Origin of the sequence: Lentibacillus sp. CBA3610 (genome assembly GCF_013373365.1) — a bacterium.
In the GTDB taxonomy this organism is placed as follows: Bacteria; Bacillota; Bacilli; order Bacillales; family Amphibacillaceae; genus Lentibacillus.
Genome location: NZ_CP035925.1, coordinates 781,318 through 795,628, shown reverse-complemented (window position 1 = coordinate 795,628; position 14,311 = coordinate 781,318). Strand labels below are relative to the sequence as shown.

The window sequence follows — 14,311 nt, the reverse complement described above, 5'->3', positions numbered from 1 at the left end:
TTTCACCTGATCTCTTAACGCTGTTTTCAAAAATTTAAAAATGGCAACTGCCTCTATACAATAGGCGGTTGCCATTTTTGGGATTAGGCGTCGTATTATCCCCTACATCGCATCCAGCATTTCAAATTGTGACTTAACCAGTCCGAAATATTCGCCATGCCGTTTCATAAGCTCATCGTGACTGCCGTTCTCCAATACTTTTCCGTTTTCCAGCACATAAATATTATCCGATTCCCTGATTGTTGACAGACGGTGGGCAATAATGATCGCAGTTCTGCCTTCCAATAACCGTTGCAACGCAGCTTGGATCTTAACTTCTGTCTCTGTATCAATGCTTGCCGTTGCTTCATCCAAAATTAAAATTTTCGGATCAGCCAGCAGTGCCCTTGCAAATGATAATAATTGCCGTTCACCTGCTGACAGGATATTGCCGCGTTCTTCCACTTCTGTTTCATATCCATTTGCCAGCCGCCGGATAAAGTCATCGGCTCCAACTACTTTGGATGCTTCAATGACGTCCTCATCAGTTGCATCCGGACGGCCGAATCGGATATTTTCCATAATGTTACCAGAGAAAATAAACGTATCCTGCAGCACGACGCTGATACCGCGGCGCAGACTGTTCAGCCTGACATCACGTAAATCATGCCCATCAATTTTGACAGCACCATTCGTCGGGTCATAGAAACGGCTGATCAGATTGGCGATGGTGGATTTCCCGCTTCCGGTATGGCCGACCAAAGCAATCGTCTGACCCGCCTTAATATCCAATGATATTTCATGCAAAGCAATCCGGTCTTCATCATAGGAAAATTGAACCCGATCGAATTCAATATGTCCTTTCATATCGGTTAAGTCAACGCCATCCGGTTTATCAACGACATTCGGCTGTTCGTCAAGAAACTCAAAAATACGCTCGGAAGAAGACATCGCCATCAGCAGCTGGTTATACATCTGTCCAAGACGTGAAATCGGCTCCCAGAACATACCGATATAAAAACCGAATGATACAAAGGTACCAATGGCAATACCGCCATTTCCCTCTCCCAGCAAAATGAGATAGGCTCCATAGGCTATGAGAATAATTGAACCGAGTGCATTGCTCATTTCCACAAACGGACCAAACATGGCACTCTTTTTCGTGGCTGTGCGCCAGCTATTGAAATTATCCGTATTAAGCCCTTCAAAGTATTCCGAATTCGCCTTTTCCTGTGAGAATGACTGGGTAATACGGACGCCCTGTATACTCTCATTAAGGTGCGAATTCAGCCGTGATTGCTGAATTCGTACGTCCTGCCATGAACGCCGGATATTCCGCCTGAGTTTTGTTGAAATATAGAACATGATCGGCAGGATGACCATAATCGCCAGTGCCAGCTTCGGACTTAACACCAATAATGTAACAACGATTCCGGTAAGCATTACAACATCCATCAGCAGATTGATAATCCCGTTCGTAAACAATTCCTGCAAAGAGTTCGTATCATTCATAATCCGAACAATAATCGACCCGCCCGAACGCGAATCAAAAAAACGATGTGACAACCTCTGAATATGCGAAAATAAATGCTGTCGCAAGTCATAGATAACATTTTGCCCTAATATGTTTACCCATTTTATTCGAAAAACATTTCCGATATAACTCAGCAAATATAATAGCGCAATACCGATGACAAGATAAGTAAGCATCGTCGTATTTCCATTAGCGATAACGACGTCAAAAGCAACCTTACCAATCAGGATAGGCACAATTAAACGTACCGCTGTTGAAATGAACATCGCTATAACAGCTCCAGGAAGGTACGTTTTGGCATATGGTTTCAAATAAGTCAAGAGCCGCCACATTTGTTTCCAGTTGAACGGTTTTTCCACTGCATGGTCAACGGTATAATAAAACCGGTTTAAATGCCGGTTCGCTTTAGATGTTTGTTCTGCCATGTCATTCTCCCTCCCTTTTATGTTGTTGTCGACATAATTTGTTCTCTGTCCTGGTACTGGATATGATAGATTCGGTTATATAGACCATTATTGCGGACGAGTTCATCATGGCTGCCACGTTCAATAATCTCCCCGTCTTCGAGAACCAGAATTTCATCAGCGTGCTTAAGCGATGAGATACGATGGGCAATGATAAAGGTAGTCCGCCCTTTCATAACCTCTTTTAAAGCCTTTTGAATCTTGAATTCTGTTTCCATATCAACTGCCGATGTCGCGTCATCAAGCACCAGGATACTCGGATTGATACAAATGGCCCGGGAAATGGCAATACGCTGTTTCTGACCGCCGGATAAACCCATCCCGCGTTCGCCCAGCATGGTATCGTATCCCTTAGGCATTTCCATAATAAAATCATGTGCCTGTGCCCGCTTAGCAGCATCGATTATCTTTTCTTCCGGTATTTCCGGGTTACCATAGCGGATATTTTCCCTGATGGTCGTTGAAAATAGAAACGACTCCTGCAGCACAAACCCGATATGCTTGCGTAATGTTTTCAGCTGGTAATCGTCTGCCGGTCTCCCATCAACCAGCACCTCACCTTTTTCCGGTTCATAAAAACGGGGAATCAGTTGTGTAATGCTTGTTTTTCCTGATCCGGTCGGCCCGCTCAGACCGATTACTTTGCCGGCGGGGGCATCAAAACTGATATCTTTTAAGGCTTTATCATCATCTTTGATATACGTTAATGTAACATCTTTGAATGTGACATGGCCGTTGATTGGTGTATCGATTGCACCTTCTTTTTCTGTAACATCTTCTTTTGCTTCCAAAATCTCCAGCACACGTTCACCGGATGCTTTGGCCTGTGAAAACATATTAATGACGAACCCCAGATTCATCAGCGGTCCCATAATATACCAGACAAGGCTGAAAAAGGCTGTGAGCGCTCCGGGGCTAAGTTCATCAGTGATGACCAGATATCCGCCATAGGCCAACAGCAGAACCACACACACATTACCGATAAACTCCATGACCGGAAAGTATTTCGACCAGATACCGGATGTATATAAATAATTCTGGCGGTAGTTATCATTGCTGTCAGAGAACCGTCCAACTTCAAAGTCCTCTTTCGATAATGATTTCACCGTATTCATTCCGCTTATATTTTCCTGTACGCGTGTGTTGAGACGACCGAATGATTTACGAATCCCTCTGAATGCCGGATGGACCCGTTTGTCAAATTTATAAACAACGACTGCCAAAAAAGGCATAGCTGCCATCGTGATCAGTGTCAGTGGTATAGAATAGTAAAACATAACCGCCAGACTGAATAACATGAGCATTGTCATTTCAATAAGATCCGAAATGCCAAAGGAAATAAAATTACGGAAACCTTCCACATCTGTCGTCTTACGGGACATAAGATCGCCGGTTCTGGCGTTATCAAAGTATTTAAACGATAAAACCTGAAGCTTTTCATACAATGCTTCCCGAAGCTTATAAACAGTTGTTATGCCAAACAAATCCCCCATATATTGATGGAAAAAAGAAGAGATAGCTTTTATAAGCATAATAAGAAAAAACCCTGCAGCTATATACGGAATCAAAGCGTAACGTTCTTCCAGCACCACCTCGTCAATCGTTAACTGCAGAACAATCGGATAAACAACTGTGATGGCCACAACAAAAAACAGGAAAAATAATGATGTCAGGAAATATTTTTTATATGGCCAATAAAATTGCTTTAACTTTTTAAAAATTTCCAATGCCCTCTCCCTCCCCGATGACTTTTCACAATATCTAATATAACGGGTCCCGAAATAAAATGCCATACCTTTTACACACTTTTTTAAAATTTTTTAATTGAAAATAAGCTTTCACTGCAAACTGACAGTGAAAGCTTAAATCCTGCGCTACCAATTTTTTAGTTTAAAAATACGCCTGCCTGTTTTGTCGCCGCATATCGTTACCTGACTTCACACTTCATTCACAACTCTGTGAATCCGCTTCTGAAGAATATTGAATCCCCCGCTGCCGGTCTGCCGATGTCTTAGCTTTCCGTTTGCATCAAACACATAATATGCCGGAACCTGTCTATTTTTATAGGCGTTTGTTAAATTGTCTTCATTATCGACAAAGATTGGCTCCGTTATGTTATGCTTTTTGGCAGCATAGCGTATCTCTTTTAAATCAGTATCATTTTCGGATCGCGGCATATGAACAGCAACAACATTCAATTTCCCTTGATACATATCGCGTAACTCATTCACGTTTGGCATTGCTTTTTTGCATGTATCACAGCTGATTGACCAGAAATGGATTAAAACTGGCTTATTACCGATTAAATCTTTTCGTGCTAATGGTTTGCTATTGAGCCATTTTGTGGCACCATCCAGTTCCGGCATTCTGTCTCTTAATTTCATCCTTATACCTCCATCGATTAATAATGCAAAGGATTCTTTTAATGGTATCCAATATTATATATGCCGGAAAGCTTATTCCTGTAACTGATATATACGAGCTGTCCACATGTTTTACTTTACTAAAGTTGGGGTAATTATTATGATGTCTATTAGAAAGGAGAGAATACATATGGAGTTTTTTGGAATTGATATAAGTTTAGCCAACATAATGGAGACTGTCGTACCAGCAGTTCTAAAAATAGGCTTACTGATTCTAGCATTTATCATATTGCTGCCGATTGGCAAAAAAATAATTGAAAAAGCCATAAACAAGGCGGGCTCGAATCAGAAAATCTCCCCGTCACGGGTGAAAACACTGGAAAAATTGTTGCTGAACGTGTTTTCCTATGTCATGATTTTTGTATTAGTTTTAATGATGTTTGGGGTACTTGGCATACCACTTGGTCCGCTGCTGGCAGGTGCAGGTATTATTGGTCTTGCTATCGGTTTTGGCGCACAAGGGCTTGTCAGCGATATCGTGACTGGCTTTTTCATTTTGCTGGAACGCCAACTTGAAATTGATGACTATGTAACAACAGCAGGCTATGATGGAATTGTGGAAGAAATTGGCCTCCGTACGTCAAAGATCCGCAGTTTCAACGGAACATTAAATTATGTGCCAAACCGCTATATTGAAGGCGTGGCCAACCATACCCGCGGCAATATGCGAGCACTCGTTGATATCAGTATCCGCTACAATGAGAATATCGATGAAGCCATCACCATTCTGGAGCAAGTATGTGCTGCGTTCAAGGATGATGAGCGTTTCAAGGAAGGGCCGGATGCCATCGGGGTTCAAAGTCTCGGTTCATCTGATGTCGTCCTGCGTGTGGTTGGACAGACTGAAAATGGTCTTCAATGGGAATGTGAGCGTGCGATGCGAAAACAAATTAAGGAAGCCTTTGATCATGCAGGAATTGAAACACCTTTTCCACAGCAGGTTACCGTTCACAACAAATAAATCGAAAAAAGCTTCGGTTTATAATGTTAACCGAAGCTTTTTTATTATTGCTGTTCATTTAGCTTGTCTTGCACCATGTCACAAACTTCTTGTGCGCTATAACCGGACGCATTAATAACAGAACCTGCAATGCTTGTTGTTGACATGCCCATGACATCCTTATCCTGACCGGTTATGACGCAGCAATCACAATAAGCAGTGTCATCCTCTGATTGCAAGTCGACAACATCATGCCCCATCTCAGCCAGGGTTTCCTTCACATCAGTCATGGCATCCTCAACCCCGATTCGTGCCATTTTGCATACCTCCTCTGGTACAAAGCCTTCAATAGCCAGTTTTTCCAAAAGAAAAAAAGGTATGCAGGGGCAAGTCTTCCAAAACTGTAGGAATTCCTTTTTTCATAAAAGGCGCTTTTCATAAACTTTGTTGCTTAGTCGATGTAAAATGCAACATAAGTGCTATGTTGTATTTCCGTTCCGGCCAGTCACGCACCTTAGGGCATCTGACTTAGTGTTAAGCATTAGATTGAAATGTATAATGATCCCGTTTCAATTGCTTTAAGATAGCGCGCCTGGTCAAAATACCATCAAAATAGCCGTCAGCATCAGCAACACATACAAACGGATAATTAATAACGACTTTCAAACCTTCCATAAATGTATCTGTTTTCGATAAACAAGGGATATCGGTATTCATCGCCTCGTGTACTCTCATGTCGGACAACTTTTCCATTTCGAAACGTTCCAGACCCAGAACCGAATTTAAAATCCTTGTCTTGCCTATTGTACCAACAAGCTTATACGATGAATCCAACACAGGGACAGCCGAATACCCCGATTTCACAAGTATCAGGAGAGCATGTTCCAAAGGATTGTTAATCTGGACATGAGCTACTTTCTCTGAGGAAATCATCAAATCACTAATGACAATATCTGTTAATTTCTTATCTTGTGTTGCACTCATATAAAAACACTCCTTTTCGAAATCCCTGAACACTAAGGAGTCAGTTATAGTGACTACATATACAGTTTACCATAGGTCAAGTCATCGAAACATCTTTATACACGTATATCGTTAAAAAAACTTCCACAGCCTATTGAATGTTGGGGCGCAAGCAATCCGTTTAAAACATAAACCTGTAACAGTTTTATCCTTTAATGTATAATATGCATCAACGAACTGAAAATAGGATGTCCGCCATGAAAATCCATACATTTACAAAAAAAGAGGAATGCGTTCATGCCATCACACATGGCATAGGTGCATTGTTAAGTATAGCAGGACTTGCCCTGCTCATTGTTTTTGCGTCATTCAATCAGGACCCCTGGCAAATTATTTCGGTTACGATTTTCGGAACAACGATGCTTTTGATGTATCTTTCATCAACCATTGTCCATAGCTTGCCTGAAGGAAGGTGGAAGGATGTTTTCCAGATTTTTGATCATTCTTCCATCTACCTGTTTATCGCCGGAACCTACACACCCTACTTGCTGGTACATCTCCGCGGTGATTTGGGATGGACCCTTTTAGGTATCGTTTGGGGGATCGCTTTAATTGGTATCGTTTTCAAAATTTTTTTCGTAAAGCGGTTTGTTGTCTTTTCCACCGTTTTCTATGTTGCCATGGGCTGGCTCGTTCTGCTTGTATGGGAGCCGCTCACTTCGGTGATGCATGGAACAGGCATCATGCTTCTAATTATTGGTGGACTATTTTATACAATTGGCACCATTTTTTACATATGGCGCGGATTTCTGTATCATCATGCAATCTGGCACTTGTTCGTCATCGCCGGCTCAACCTTTCATTTCTTCTCTGTTTTTTACTATGTCCTTTAGGTAAAGCGAAACTTCATTCAGCGGAACGATTTTCTCCGCTGATTGCGACTAGAACGGGTATGCGTTAAGCCATTGTCCGCCATCCATTGTCACGACCTCTCCATTAATATATGCCGCTTTTTCAGATAACAGAAAATGTGCGAGTTCTGCAATTTCTTCCGGTTTACCCAATCGCTTCAATGGGACAGAATTAATGGTGCGCTTGGCAGCCTCCTCTGATTGGAATAATTTACCTGCTCCACCAGTTCGTTCAATTGGACCGGGTGCGATGGCATTAACCCGAATGCCGTACTTGGTGCCCCATTCCACAGCCAGCGTTCGTGTCAAATTAAGTACGCCTGCTTTTGCTGCAGATGAATGTGCCACACCAGCTCCCGCATTCCACGCATATGTAGCAACCATGTTAAGAATAGATCCATTTATTCCTTTGTCTATCCAATATTTACCTACTTCACGGGTGCAATAAAATGTTCCATTCAATACAATATCAATGACAGCATTCCATCCATTAACAGACAAATCTTCAGCAGGCGCGATAAAATTACCGGCAGCGTTATTGACCAGGTAATCAATTTTCCCAAATTGATCAACCGTTTCCGTAACCATCCGCTTAACATCATCCTGTTTGCGGACATCCATTGAAATCGTATAGACACTTCCACTGGCCGTTTTCATCAGTTCTTCCTTTGTTGCCTGAAGCCTTTCCATATCCCGGCCTGTTATGACAACATCGGCGCCTTCATCGGCAAATTTTGCCGCCATATATTTGCCCATACCACTTGAGGAACCGGTTACAATGACAGTTTCATCTTTCATAATATCCCCCTAGTCTTTTCCAGCTCTATCTACTATCATAATTTTTCATGACAAAAAAGTCAAAATGTTAACAGTTTATTTCCTAAGTAATAGACTGACCATTTCATTGGTATGATATTTCGTTTGATTTAAAAATGAGGTATGATAAAAGAATAAAGTCCAACAATTCGGAGAGGTAGACATATATGAATAGACGGACGTTTTTAAAACGATCGATTGGCAGTTTGCTTGCTCTTATTGGTCTTGGCGGCGGTACTTACTACTATGCGCGGGAAATAGAACCCAATATGCTTGATATTAAACATGAACAGTTAACGTCAGATAAAATACCAAAAGCATTCAACGATTTTAAAATCCTACAGTTTTCCGATACGCATATAGGCCATCATTACTCACTCGAACAATTATCCGATCTCATTGATACCATAAATGAGCAAAATCCGGATTTGATTCTGTTTACCGGAGATCTTGTCGATGAGCCACACACATATCACTGGGATAATAATCTAATCCAAATCCTTCAGAAACTTCAATCAGACTACGGAAAATACTGGATTTACGGAAACCATGACCATGGCGGTTATGGGACGGATATCGTGCAAAATGTTATGGAAAAGGCAGGCTTTAATCTCCTGCAAAATGAACACGTTGAAATTGAGATTGATAACCAACAAATTGTCCTGGCAGGGATTGATGATGTCATGCTGGGCAGACCGGACCTTGAAAGCACCTTAACCAATGCAGATCCCGACTTGTATACACTTTTACTTGCGCATGAACCTGACTATGCGGATAACACCGTCCATTTTCCCGTTGATGTTCAACTTTCCGGGCACAGTCATGGCGGCCAGGTACGTCTCCCTTTTATCGGACATCTGTATACACCACTTTATGCACAAAATTATGTCCAGGGTAAACACGAATTTCAAAACGGCAAGCTGACGCTCTATGTCAACCAGGGTATCGGAACAACACGCCTTCCATACAGGTTTCTTTGCCAGCCGGAAATTCACGTCTATACATTGAACAGAGATGCAGAGTGAGTTCAGAATCGCTGTACCGCCTAATTTCGTAACAGTTTGTTCATAGTTTTTTAAAAAGAAACATGCTACACTCGATAATAAGTATAACTAGGAGGTAAACAATGGCAAGGTATATATGGTTTATTCCGTTATTATTATTTGTGGTGTTTTTATCTGCTTGCGGTGACCAATATGATGGTGATTTTTCATATGAAGTTCAGGACTTTGAATTTACGAATCAGGACGGGGAAGAAGTAAGTAAAAGTGACTTGGATGGTAAGTTCTGGGTTGCTGATTTTATTTTCACCAATTGCACCACTGTCTGTCCGCCAATGACTGCTAATATGTCTACTCTGCAGGATCAATTAAAAGAAGCCGGTCTTGAAGATGAGGTTCAGCTTGTATCATTCAGTGTGGATCCGGAACGTGATAAACCGGAAACATTGAAAGCATATGCTGAAGCCCGCGGCGGAACATTTGAAAATTGGGACTTACTCACGGGTTATGATTTTGAAACAATCAAGGAATTCTCAATCAAATCTTTTAAATCTGCTGTTGAGGAACTTCCTGATTCAGACCAGATAATGCACGGAACAAGCTTTTTCATCGTTACGCCGGAAGGAAATGCTATCAAAAACTATGATGGACGTGATGGTTCCAACATGGAAAAGATCGTTAAAGATATTCAGGAAATGATATAAGGCGTCTGAGTGGGCTTGCCCCGCTCTTTTTTTTGATTGAAATAGGACGGGCTATACGGTACGATAGAAGTGAGCAACATCTAAAGAAAAAACGCTGAAGCGTCTTTTCAGATGCCGGAGGTCGGATTGGCAGAAATCGGCGGGTTAGCCGATTTCCGAATTGAAAACGTCATCCGAAATTTCTTCCCTCATAACAAAACACTTTTTAGAAAGGGGCGTTCATTGCATGAGTGAAAAGATCGATTCCACTGACGAACTGGCCAGAGCACTTTTACCAATAAATCGTCACGCCAAACAGCTCGAAACCCAAAACACCTTTATGAATTAAAAGAATCATTAATCGCTTGTTAAAAGAAAAACGTGCCGAAAAAATTGGTTTGCACTTCTCAAACCACCCCAAATTCAGTAATCAGCACTCCACCCTTTTAGTCAAAGTGGACAAGTATTTTTTTCATATACCTCCAACGAAAAATGACTTCAAAGAACTTGAGCATTTAGGTGAACTGGATCAAAACTACCGGAATCCTCCAACAAAGATGTCACTTTCACAGGCCAAAAGATTAGTCTATCGTCACATAAACTGGCAGCCCACGCAAAAACAACAGAAGACGCCGCCAAGAAAGAAGTACAGATCATCTTATTTCACACCTTCCTCACTGGGAAAAATGGAGTGGCCTCCCACCAGACCAAAACGGGGATCACGTTAATCTGTTGCCCCAATGGGATTTCCTGGTTTACTGACGGTATCATAAAGGGTAATAGAATAATAAAAAAGGAGGCACCGCATATGACCATTGAGATGGAGAATTTTTTATATGAGCTCAACAAATACGCTGGACAGGTACACACATTAAAAGATGCTTACGAAGCGCTGTCACCAGATGAGCAGGAAAAAGCTGCCTCGCTGGCTCCTTCCAATTACCCGATGCCATTTGAACAGTACAAAGCAATATTTGAATGGTTAGAACAAATGCAAACAGAACTCGGGATAACCGATGGGCAATGAAATGGGGCGGTCCTCCCCCTGCATGCTGCGCGTAGTCACTATACGCGCTTTTTTTTGCGCACCAGGAACCACTGCAGGCCATGAACAATGATCAGACAGCCGCCAAAAGCCGCGAGACTGTGTAATGTAACCTCAAGTAAGGATAACCGGAACATGGTTGTCAGGATCATCCCCCCTAAAAAGAATACGAGGAAAAGCAGACTGACCATAACATAATTTAGTAACTTAACCGACTTTGATGATACAATCCAGTTGATAAACGGACGTATCGCGATATACGCAACAGTAATTCCTATAAAAATTAACATATAAGAATAATCAATTTGCTCCCACCACAATGACAATGATTCAATCAAACCATACCAATCAAACACCTTCATCAACACCTTCTTAAATTATCCTATTATTCAATATAAACCGAACAATTCTATATTATACGTATCAACTCTTTGATATAATAACCGTATTGTATGATTTTTGGGGGAGGTATTGTCTTGAACAGAGCATTTTTTTTCATTATTCTGGGGGCTTCACTTTGGGGGACCATTGGCTGGTATGTCAAAAATTTGTATGCTTATGGTTTCACACCTATGGAAGTGGTGACGCTTCGTGTGTCCTCCGCAGCCATTTTAATTATCCTTTTTCTATTCATATCTTCACCAAAAACATTGAAGCTGAATGCCATGACCGATCTCAAATATTTCATCGGAACCGGTGTCTTCAGTATTGTTTTCTTCAATTTTTGCATGTTTACCGCCATTGATTTATCAACAATTCCTGCAGCCACTGCCCTGCTTTACACTGGACCGGCATTTGTAACTGTATTATCATTTATCTTTTTTCAGGAACCATTAACAAAACCAAAAATAACCGCATTAATCATTACCTTGATTGGATGTGCCCTCGTTGTTGGCTTGATTCCTCTGGATCTCAACACTTTTCAGCTGACAAGTATTTTATTCGGGTTGGGGTCAGGTTTTGGATATGCCCTTTACAGTATTTTCAGCAAGTTCGCTTTAAACAAATACACCAGCATCAGCATTACGGCCTATACATTTATCGTAGCCGCTGTGGCACTGCTCCCGTTTTTCCCTTACCAGGAAAAATTATCACTGCTTGCAGAACCGGCTGTTTTATTTTATGCAATTGGATTGGGTTTTCTTCCAACGGCATTCGCCTATATCATTTATACATACGGACTCAATCAAACAGAGGCATCCAAGGCTTCCATCCTGACGACAGTCGAACCGATTGTCGCTATGTTGGTCGGCGTTTTTATTTTTCAGGAGGCATTTTCCGAAATCCAAATGTTGGGGATGGCATGCATTATAGGGGCAGTCATCATCATCCAATTAAGCTCGCGTTCAAAAGCAAGAGGGACAATTCCTGAATAAGTGATATTCATCACGACATATCGGATCAAAACCCATTATGATCGGGGTAAGTTCAATAATAGGAGGTAACATTTATGACCCAATTTACTGCCGAACATACACCTGCTGACATTGTGAAGGTTTTTCCGAAAGCGAGTGATTTATTCAAAAAGCGGCGTATCGATTTTTGCTGTGGAGGGGATCGGCCGCTTAGAGATGTATTCAAGGAACGAAACATAGATGAAGCTTCAGTCATGACAGAGCTCAATCAAACCTACCAAAATTGGCAAAAGGAAGATCATGAAGTGGTTGACTGGGACGCTAAACCATTGACCGACGTCATGGATCATATTGTCCATCAACACCATGCCTATTTAAATGAAGAACTGCCTGCTTTAGGAAAATTTGTATCAAAAATTTTCCGTGTGCATGGTGGAAATCACCCGCATTTAAAAGAGCTGCACCGTTTATATAATGACTTTAAAGTTGATATGGAAGAACATACAGTGAATGAGGAGGAAGAAGTTTTCCCATTGATTCAGGAATATGAACAAAATCCGAGTGAGGGACTTCTTGAGCGGATCAGGGAGGCAAATGGCGGACTGGAAGATGATCATGATGCTTCCGGTGACTTATTGAAACGCATGCGGGATATCACGAATGGATTTCAGCCACCGCGTGATGCCTGTAATTCCTATCGCATCACCTATGCACGGCTGGCAGAATTGGAAAGTGATACATTCCAGCATATTCACCTTGAAAACCATGTACTGTTCAAACGCCTTAAGTAAACCAATGAAGCATCATTCCCTTCTTAAATTTCAGCCTGAACAGAAGCGGATATGTGAGTGCCATTACTCAGGTGATAACGAGAATGAGGGAGCATTCCGGAATGCTCCCTCGCTTTGTTTTTAATCTGAATGGTTCAGACCGTATCTTTATGATATCATAGGATTATGATTGTAATTGATCCATTTTATCGGATTTCTGACTGGTTACTTTTTTATCAAGACGTTGTTCAATCTGTTTTATTTTATATTCGTCTTCCCACAGCTCTTGCTTATTTTGATTAACCAGATCTTCAAAGCTTTGGTATCTTGGACGCATATTTTGTACACTCCTTTACTGGTGTTAATTCTATTATACCCTATTTTACACAGTTTAAATCAAAATTATTTGAACATTTTATAACATTTTACTTTTGGGAGATTTTATCCAAGATACAATTTATAATGAAGATAGGAATTAGACAATTGCCATAATGGCGTTTTGTTCGTGACGATTTGGAATAGACATGAAGCTGAGGAGCAAAGTTGAAACGATTACCGGGAAATTCGCTTTTTTAAAATAGGAGAAGACTATAGATATTTGTCCAACGCATATAATACGAACACATTAAAACATGTCCTGATTAGCTTAAGACATTTTAAAGAAGAGGGGGGAAATAATCCAGCCGCCGTTTATTCCACTTTCTTCCGGCTTTTCGTTTGCTTCATAGATTCATAAAGGTTTAACAATTTATCTAATTCCTGACTGGTGGTAATAGCTTCCGTACTTGTGAAACCTTTTTTTAAAGCAATATCAGTCATTTTATTCCGCAAAAATTCAATACGTTCCAAAAGCTTGTCTGTAGCACACATTATGTTTTTAATAGCCTCCTTTTACAGCTTACTTAACTTTAGCACACTTCAACAAAAAATGACAAGTTTTAATTGAAATTATTGGAAAAAATCTTTTATTTTAAAGGGGAGATGAGCATGTACTATAAACGAAATGAATCTTACCGTTTTGTATTTAATCAGCCTGTTGCTGGAAAATTAACAAAAAGAGAGCCGAACAGGAAAATAACAGCTGATGTACATGTACTTGATGTCAGCCGCCAGGGGGCTAAGCTTTATTGTCAAAACACTGTCGACCTGAAGAAAAATACAAACATCTCCCTCTCGTTTCGGCTAAACATGACTTCCTTTGATGCTACAGGGAACATTGTGTGGATCAAAAAGTATCCCCAAACATCTGAGCTTGGCGTACACCTGCATACAGATGACACTTATCGGGAAACCATGACAAAAGAGCTTAAAAAAATAGCCAGACAAGAAAGATAAAAACAACGAAGAACCTGATCTGCAACGTGAAATACAGTGGCCAAGGTTTACGAAATTCAGCCCACTGGAGATTTGGTCCAGGGTCATGGAAA

General features: G+C 41.0%; 18 protein-coding genes. 9 read left to right on the top strand and 9 right to left on the bottom strand.

The window, feature by feature from the left end; translation table 11 throughout:
* Positions 1–102: 102 nt before the first annotated feature.
* From Len3610_RS04055 to Len3610_RS04045, 3 genes are all read right to left on the bottom strand, one after another.
* The gene (locus tag Len3610_RS04055; protein WP_176446831.1) at positions 103–1,938 is read right to left on the bottom strand and encodes an ABC transporter ATP-binding protein; all 1,836 of its coding nucleotides are present in this window, start codon (positions 1,936–1,938) and stop codon (positions 103–105) included.
* A 17-nt stretch (positions 1,939–1,955) separates the two neighbouring features.
* Entirely contained in the window at positions 1,956–3,704 is a 1,749-nt protein-coding gene (locus Len3610_RS04050; protein ID WP_176446830.1) for an ABC transporter ATP-binding protein, read from the bottom strand.
* A gap of 210 nt (positions 3,705–3,914) precedes the next feature.
* Positions 3,915–4,361, bottom strand: coding sequence for a redoxin domain-containing protein (locus tag Len3610_RS04045; protein ID WP_176446829.1), 447 nt, complete (start codon positions 4,359–4,361; stop codon positions 3,915–3,917).
* 169 nt (positions 4,362–4,530) lie between these two features.
* On the opposite strand from Len3610_RS04045, the gene Len3610_RS04040 reads away from it, so the two are divergent.
* On the top strand, positions 4,531–5,361 hold the full coding sequence (locus Len3610_RS04040) for a mechanosensitive ion channel family protein (RefSeq protein ID WP_176446828.1): 831 nt from the start codon (positions 4,531–4,533) through the stop codon (positions 5,359–5,361).
* A gap of 44 nt (positions 5,362–5,405) precedes the next feature.
* On the opposite strand, the gene Len3610_RS04035 is transcribed toward Len3610_RS04040, so the two are convergent.
* Positions 5,406–5,657: a YkuS family protein gene (locus Len3610_RS04035; RefSeq protein WP_176446827.1), complete on the bottom strand. Its 252-nt coding sequence runs from the start codon at positions 5,655–5,657 to the stop codon at positions 5,406–5,408.
* 217 nt (positions 5,658–5,874) lie between these two features.
* Positions 5,875–6,324 (bottom strand): cyclic-di-AMP-binding protein CbpB, encoded by a 450-nt coding sequence (cbpB, locus tag Len3610_RS04030; protein WP_176446826.1) that lies wholly within the window; start codon positions 6,322–6,324, stop codon positions 5,875–5,877.
* Between the two features lie 236 nt (positions 6,325–6,560).
* Between cbpB and Len3610_RS04025 the strand changes: the two genes are divergently transcribed.
* On the top strand, positions 6,561–7,196 hold the full coding sequence (locus Len3610_RS04025) for a PAQR family membrane homeostasis protein TrhA (protein ID WP_176446825.1): 636 nt from the start codon (positions 6,561–6,563) through the stop codon (positions 7,194–7,196).
* 48 nt (positions 7,197–7,244) lie between these two features.
* On the opposite strand, the gene fadH is transcribed toward Len3610_RS04025, so the two are convergent.
* Positions 7,245–8,012, bottom strand: coding sequence for a 2,4-dienoyl-CoA reductase (gene fadH, locus Len3610_RS04020; RefSeq protein ID WP_176446824.1), 768 nt, complete (start codon positions 8,010–8,012; stop codon positions 7,245–7,247).
* Positions 8,013–8,197: 185 nt separating this feature from the next.
* On the opposite strand from fadH, the gene Len3610_RS04015 reads away from it, so the two are divergent.
* The 4 genes from Len3610_RS04015 to Len3610_RS04000 all read left to right on the top strand — a co-directional run bounded on the left by Len3610_RS04015 (position 8,198) and on the right by Len3610_RS04000 (position 10,741).
* Complete coding sequence (locus Len3610_RS04015) at positions 8,198–9,055, top strand: metallophosphoesterase (RefSeq protein WP_176446823.1); 858 nt, start codon at positions 8,198–8,200, stop codon at positions 9,053–9,055.
* 101 nt (positions 9,056–9,156) lie between these two features.
* The gene (locus Len3610_RS04010; protein ID WP_176446822.1) at positions 9,157–9,735 is read left to right on the top strand and encodes an SCO family protein; all 579 of its coding nucleotides are present in this window, start codon (positions 9,157–9,159) and stop codon (positions 9,733–9,735) included.
* Between the two features lie 344 nt (positions 9,736–10,079).
* The gene (locus tag Len3610_RS04005; RefSeq protein WP_369693640.1) at positions 10,080–10,442 is read left to right on the top strand and encodes a YkyB family protein; all 363 of its coding nucleotides are present in this window, start codon (positions 10,080–10,082) and stop codon (positions 10,440–10,442) included.
* Between the two features lie 80 nt (positions 10,443–10,522).
* Positions 10,523–10,741, top strand: coding sequence for a hypothetical protein (locus tag Len3610_RS04000; protein ID WP_176446821.1), 219 nt, complete (start codon positions 10,523–10,525; stop codon positions 10,739–10,741).
* A 38-nt stretch (positions 10,742–10,779) separates the two neighbouring features.
* Here Len3610_RS04000 and Len3610_RS03995 read toward each other — a convergent pair whose 3' ends face one another.
* On the bottom strand, positions 10,780–11,121 hold the full coding sequence (locus Len3610_RS03995; protein ID WP_176446820.1) for a hypothetical protein: 342 nt from the start codon (positions 11,119–11,121) through the stop codon (positions 10,780–10,782).
* A gap of 114 nt (positions 11,122–11,235) precedes the next feature.
* Between Len3610_RS03995 and Len3610_RS03990 the strand changes: the two genes are divergently transcribed.
* Positions 11,236–12,135, top strand: a complete 900-nt coding sequence (locus tag Len3610_RS03990) for a DMT family transporter (protein WP_176446819.1) — start codon at positions 11,236–11,238, stop codon at positions 12,133–12,135.
* Positions 12,136–12,209: 74 nt separating this feature from the next.
* Positions 12,210–12,905: an iron-sulfur cluster repair di-iron protein gene (gene ric, locus Len3610_RS03985; RefSeq protein ID WP_176446818.1), complete on the top strand. Its 696-nt coding sequence runs from the start codon at positions 12,210–12,212 to the stop codon at positions 12,903–12,905.
* Between the two features lie 163 nt (positions 12,906–13,068).
* Here the strand turns inward: ric and Len3610_RS03980 are convergent, their stop codons facing one another.
* Positions 13,069–13,221, bottom strand: coding sequence for an FbpB family small basic protein (locus Len3610_RS03980; protein ID WP_176446817.1), 153 nt, complete (start codon positions 13,219–13,221; stop codon positions 13,069–13,071).
* Positions 13,222–13,574: 353 nt separating this feature from the next.
* Positions 13,575–13,754, bottom strand: coding sequence for an aspartyl-phosphate phosphatase Spo0E family protein (locus Len3610_RS03975; protein WP_176446816.1), 180 nt, complete (start codon positions 13,752–13,754; stop codon positions 13,575–13,577).
* Positions 13,755–13,871: 117 nt separating this feature from the next.
* Here Len3610_RS03975 and Len3610_RS03970 point away from each other — a divergent pair, with 117 nt between their 5' ends.
* Entirely contained in the window at positions 13,872–14,219 is a 348-nt protein-coding gene (locus Len3610_RS03970) for a PilZ domain-containing protein (RefSeq protein ID WP_176446815.1), read from the top strand.
* Positions 14,220–14,311: the final 92 nt, after the last annotated feature.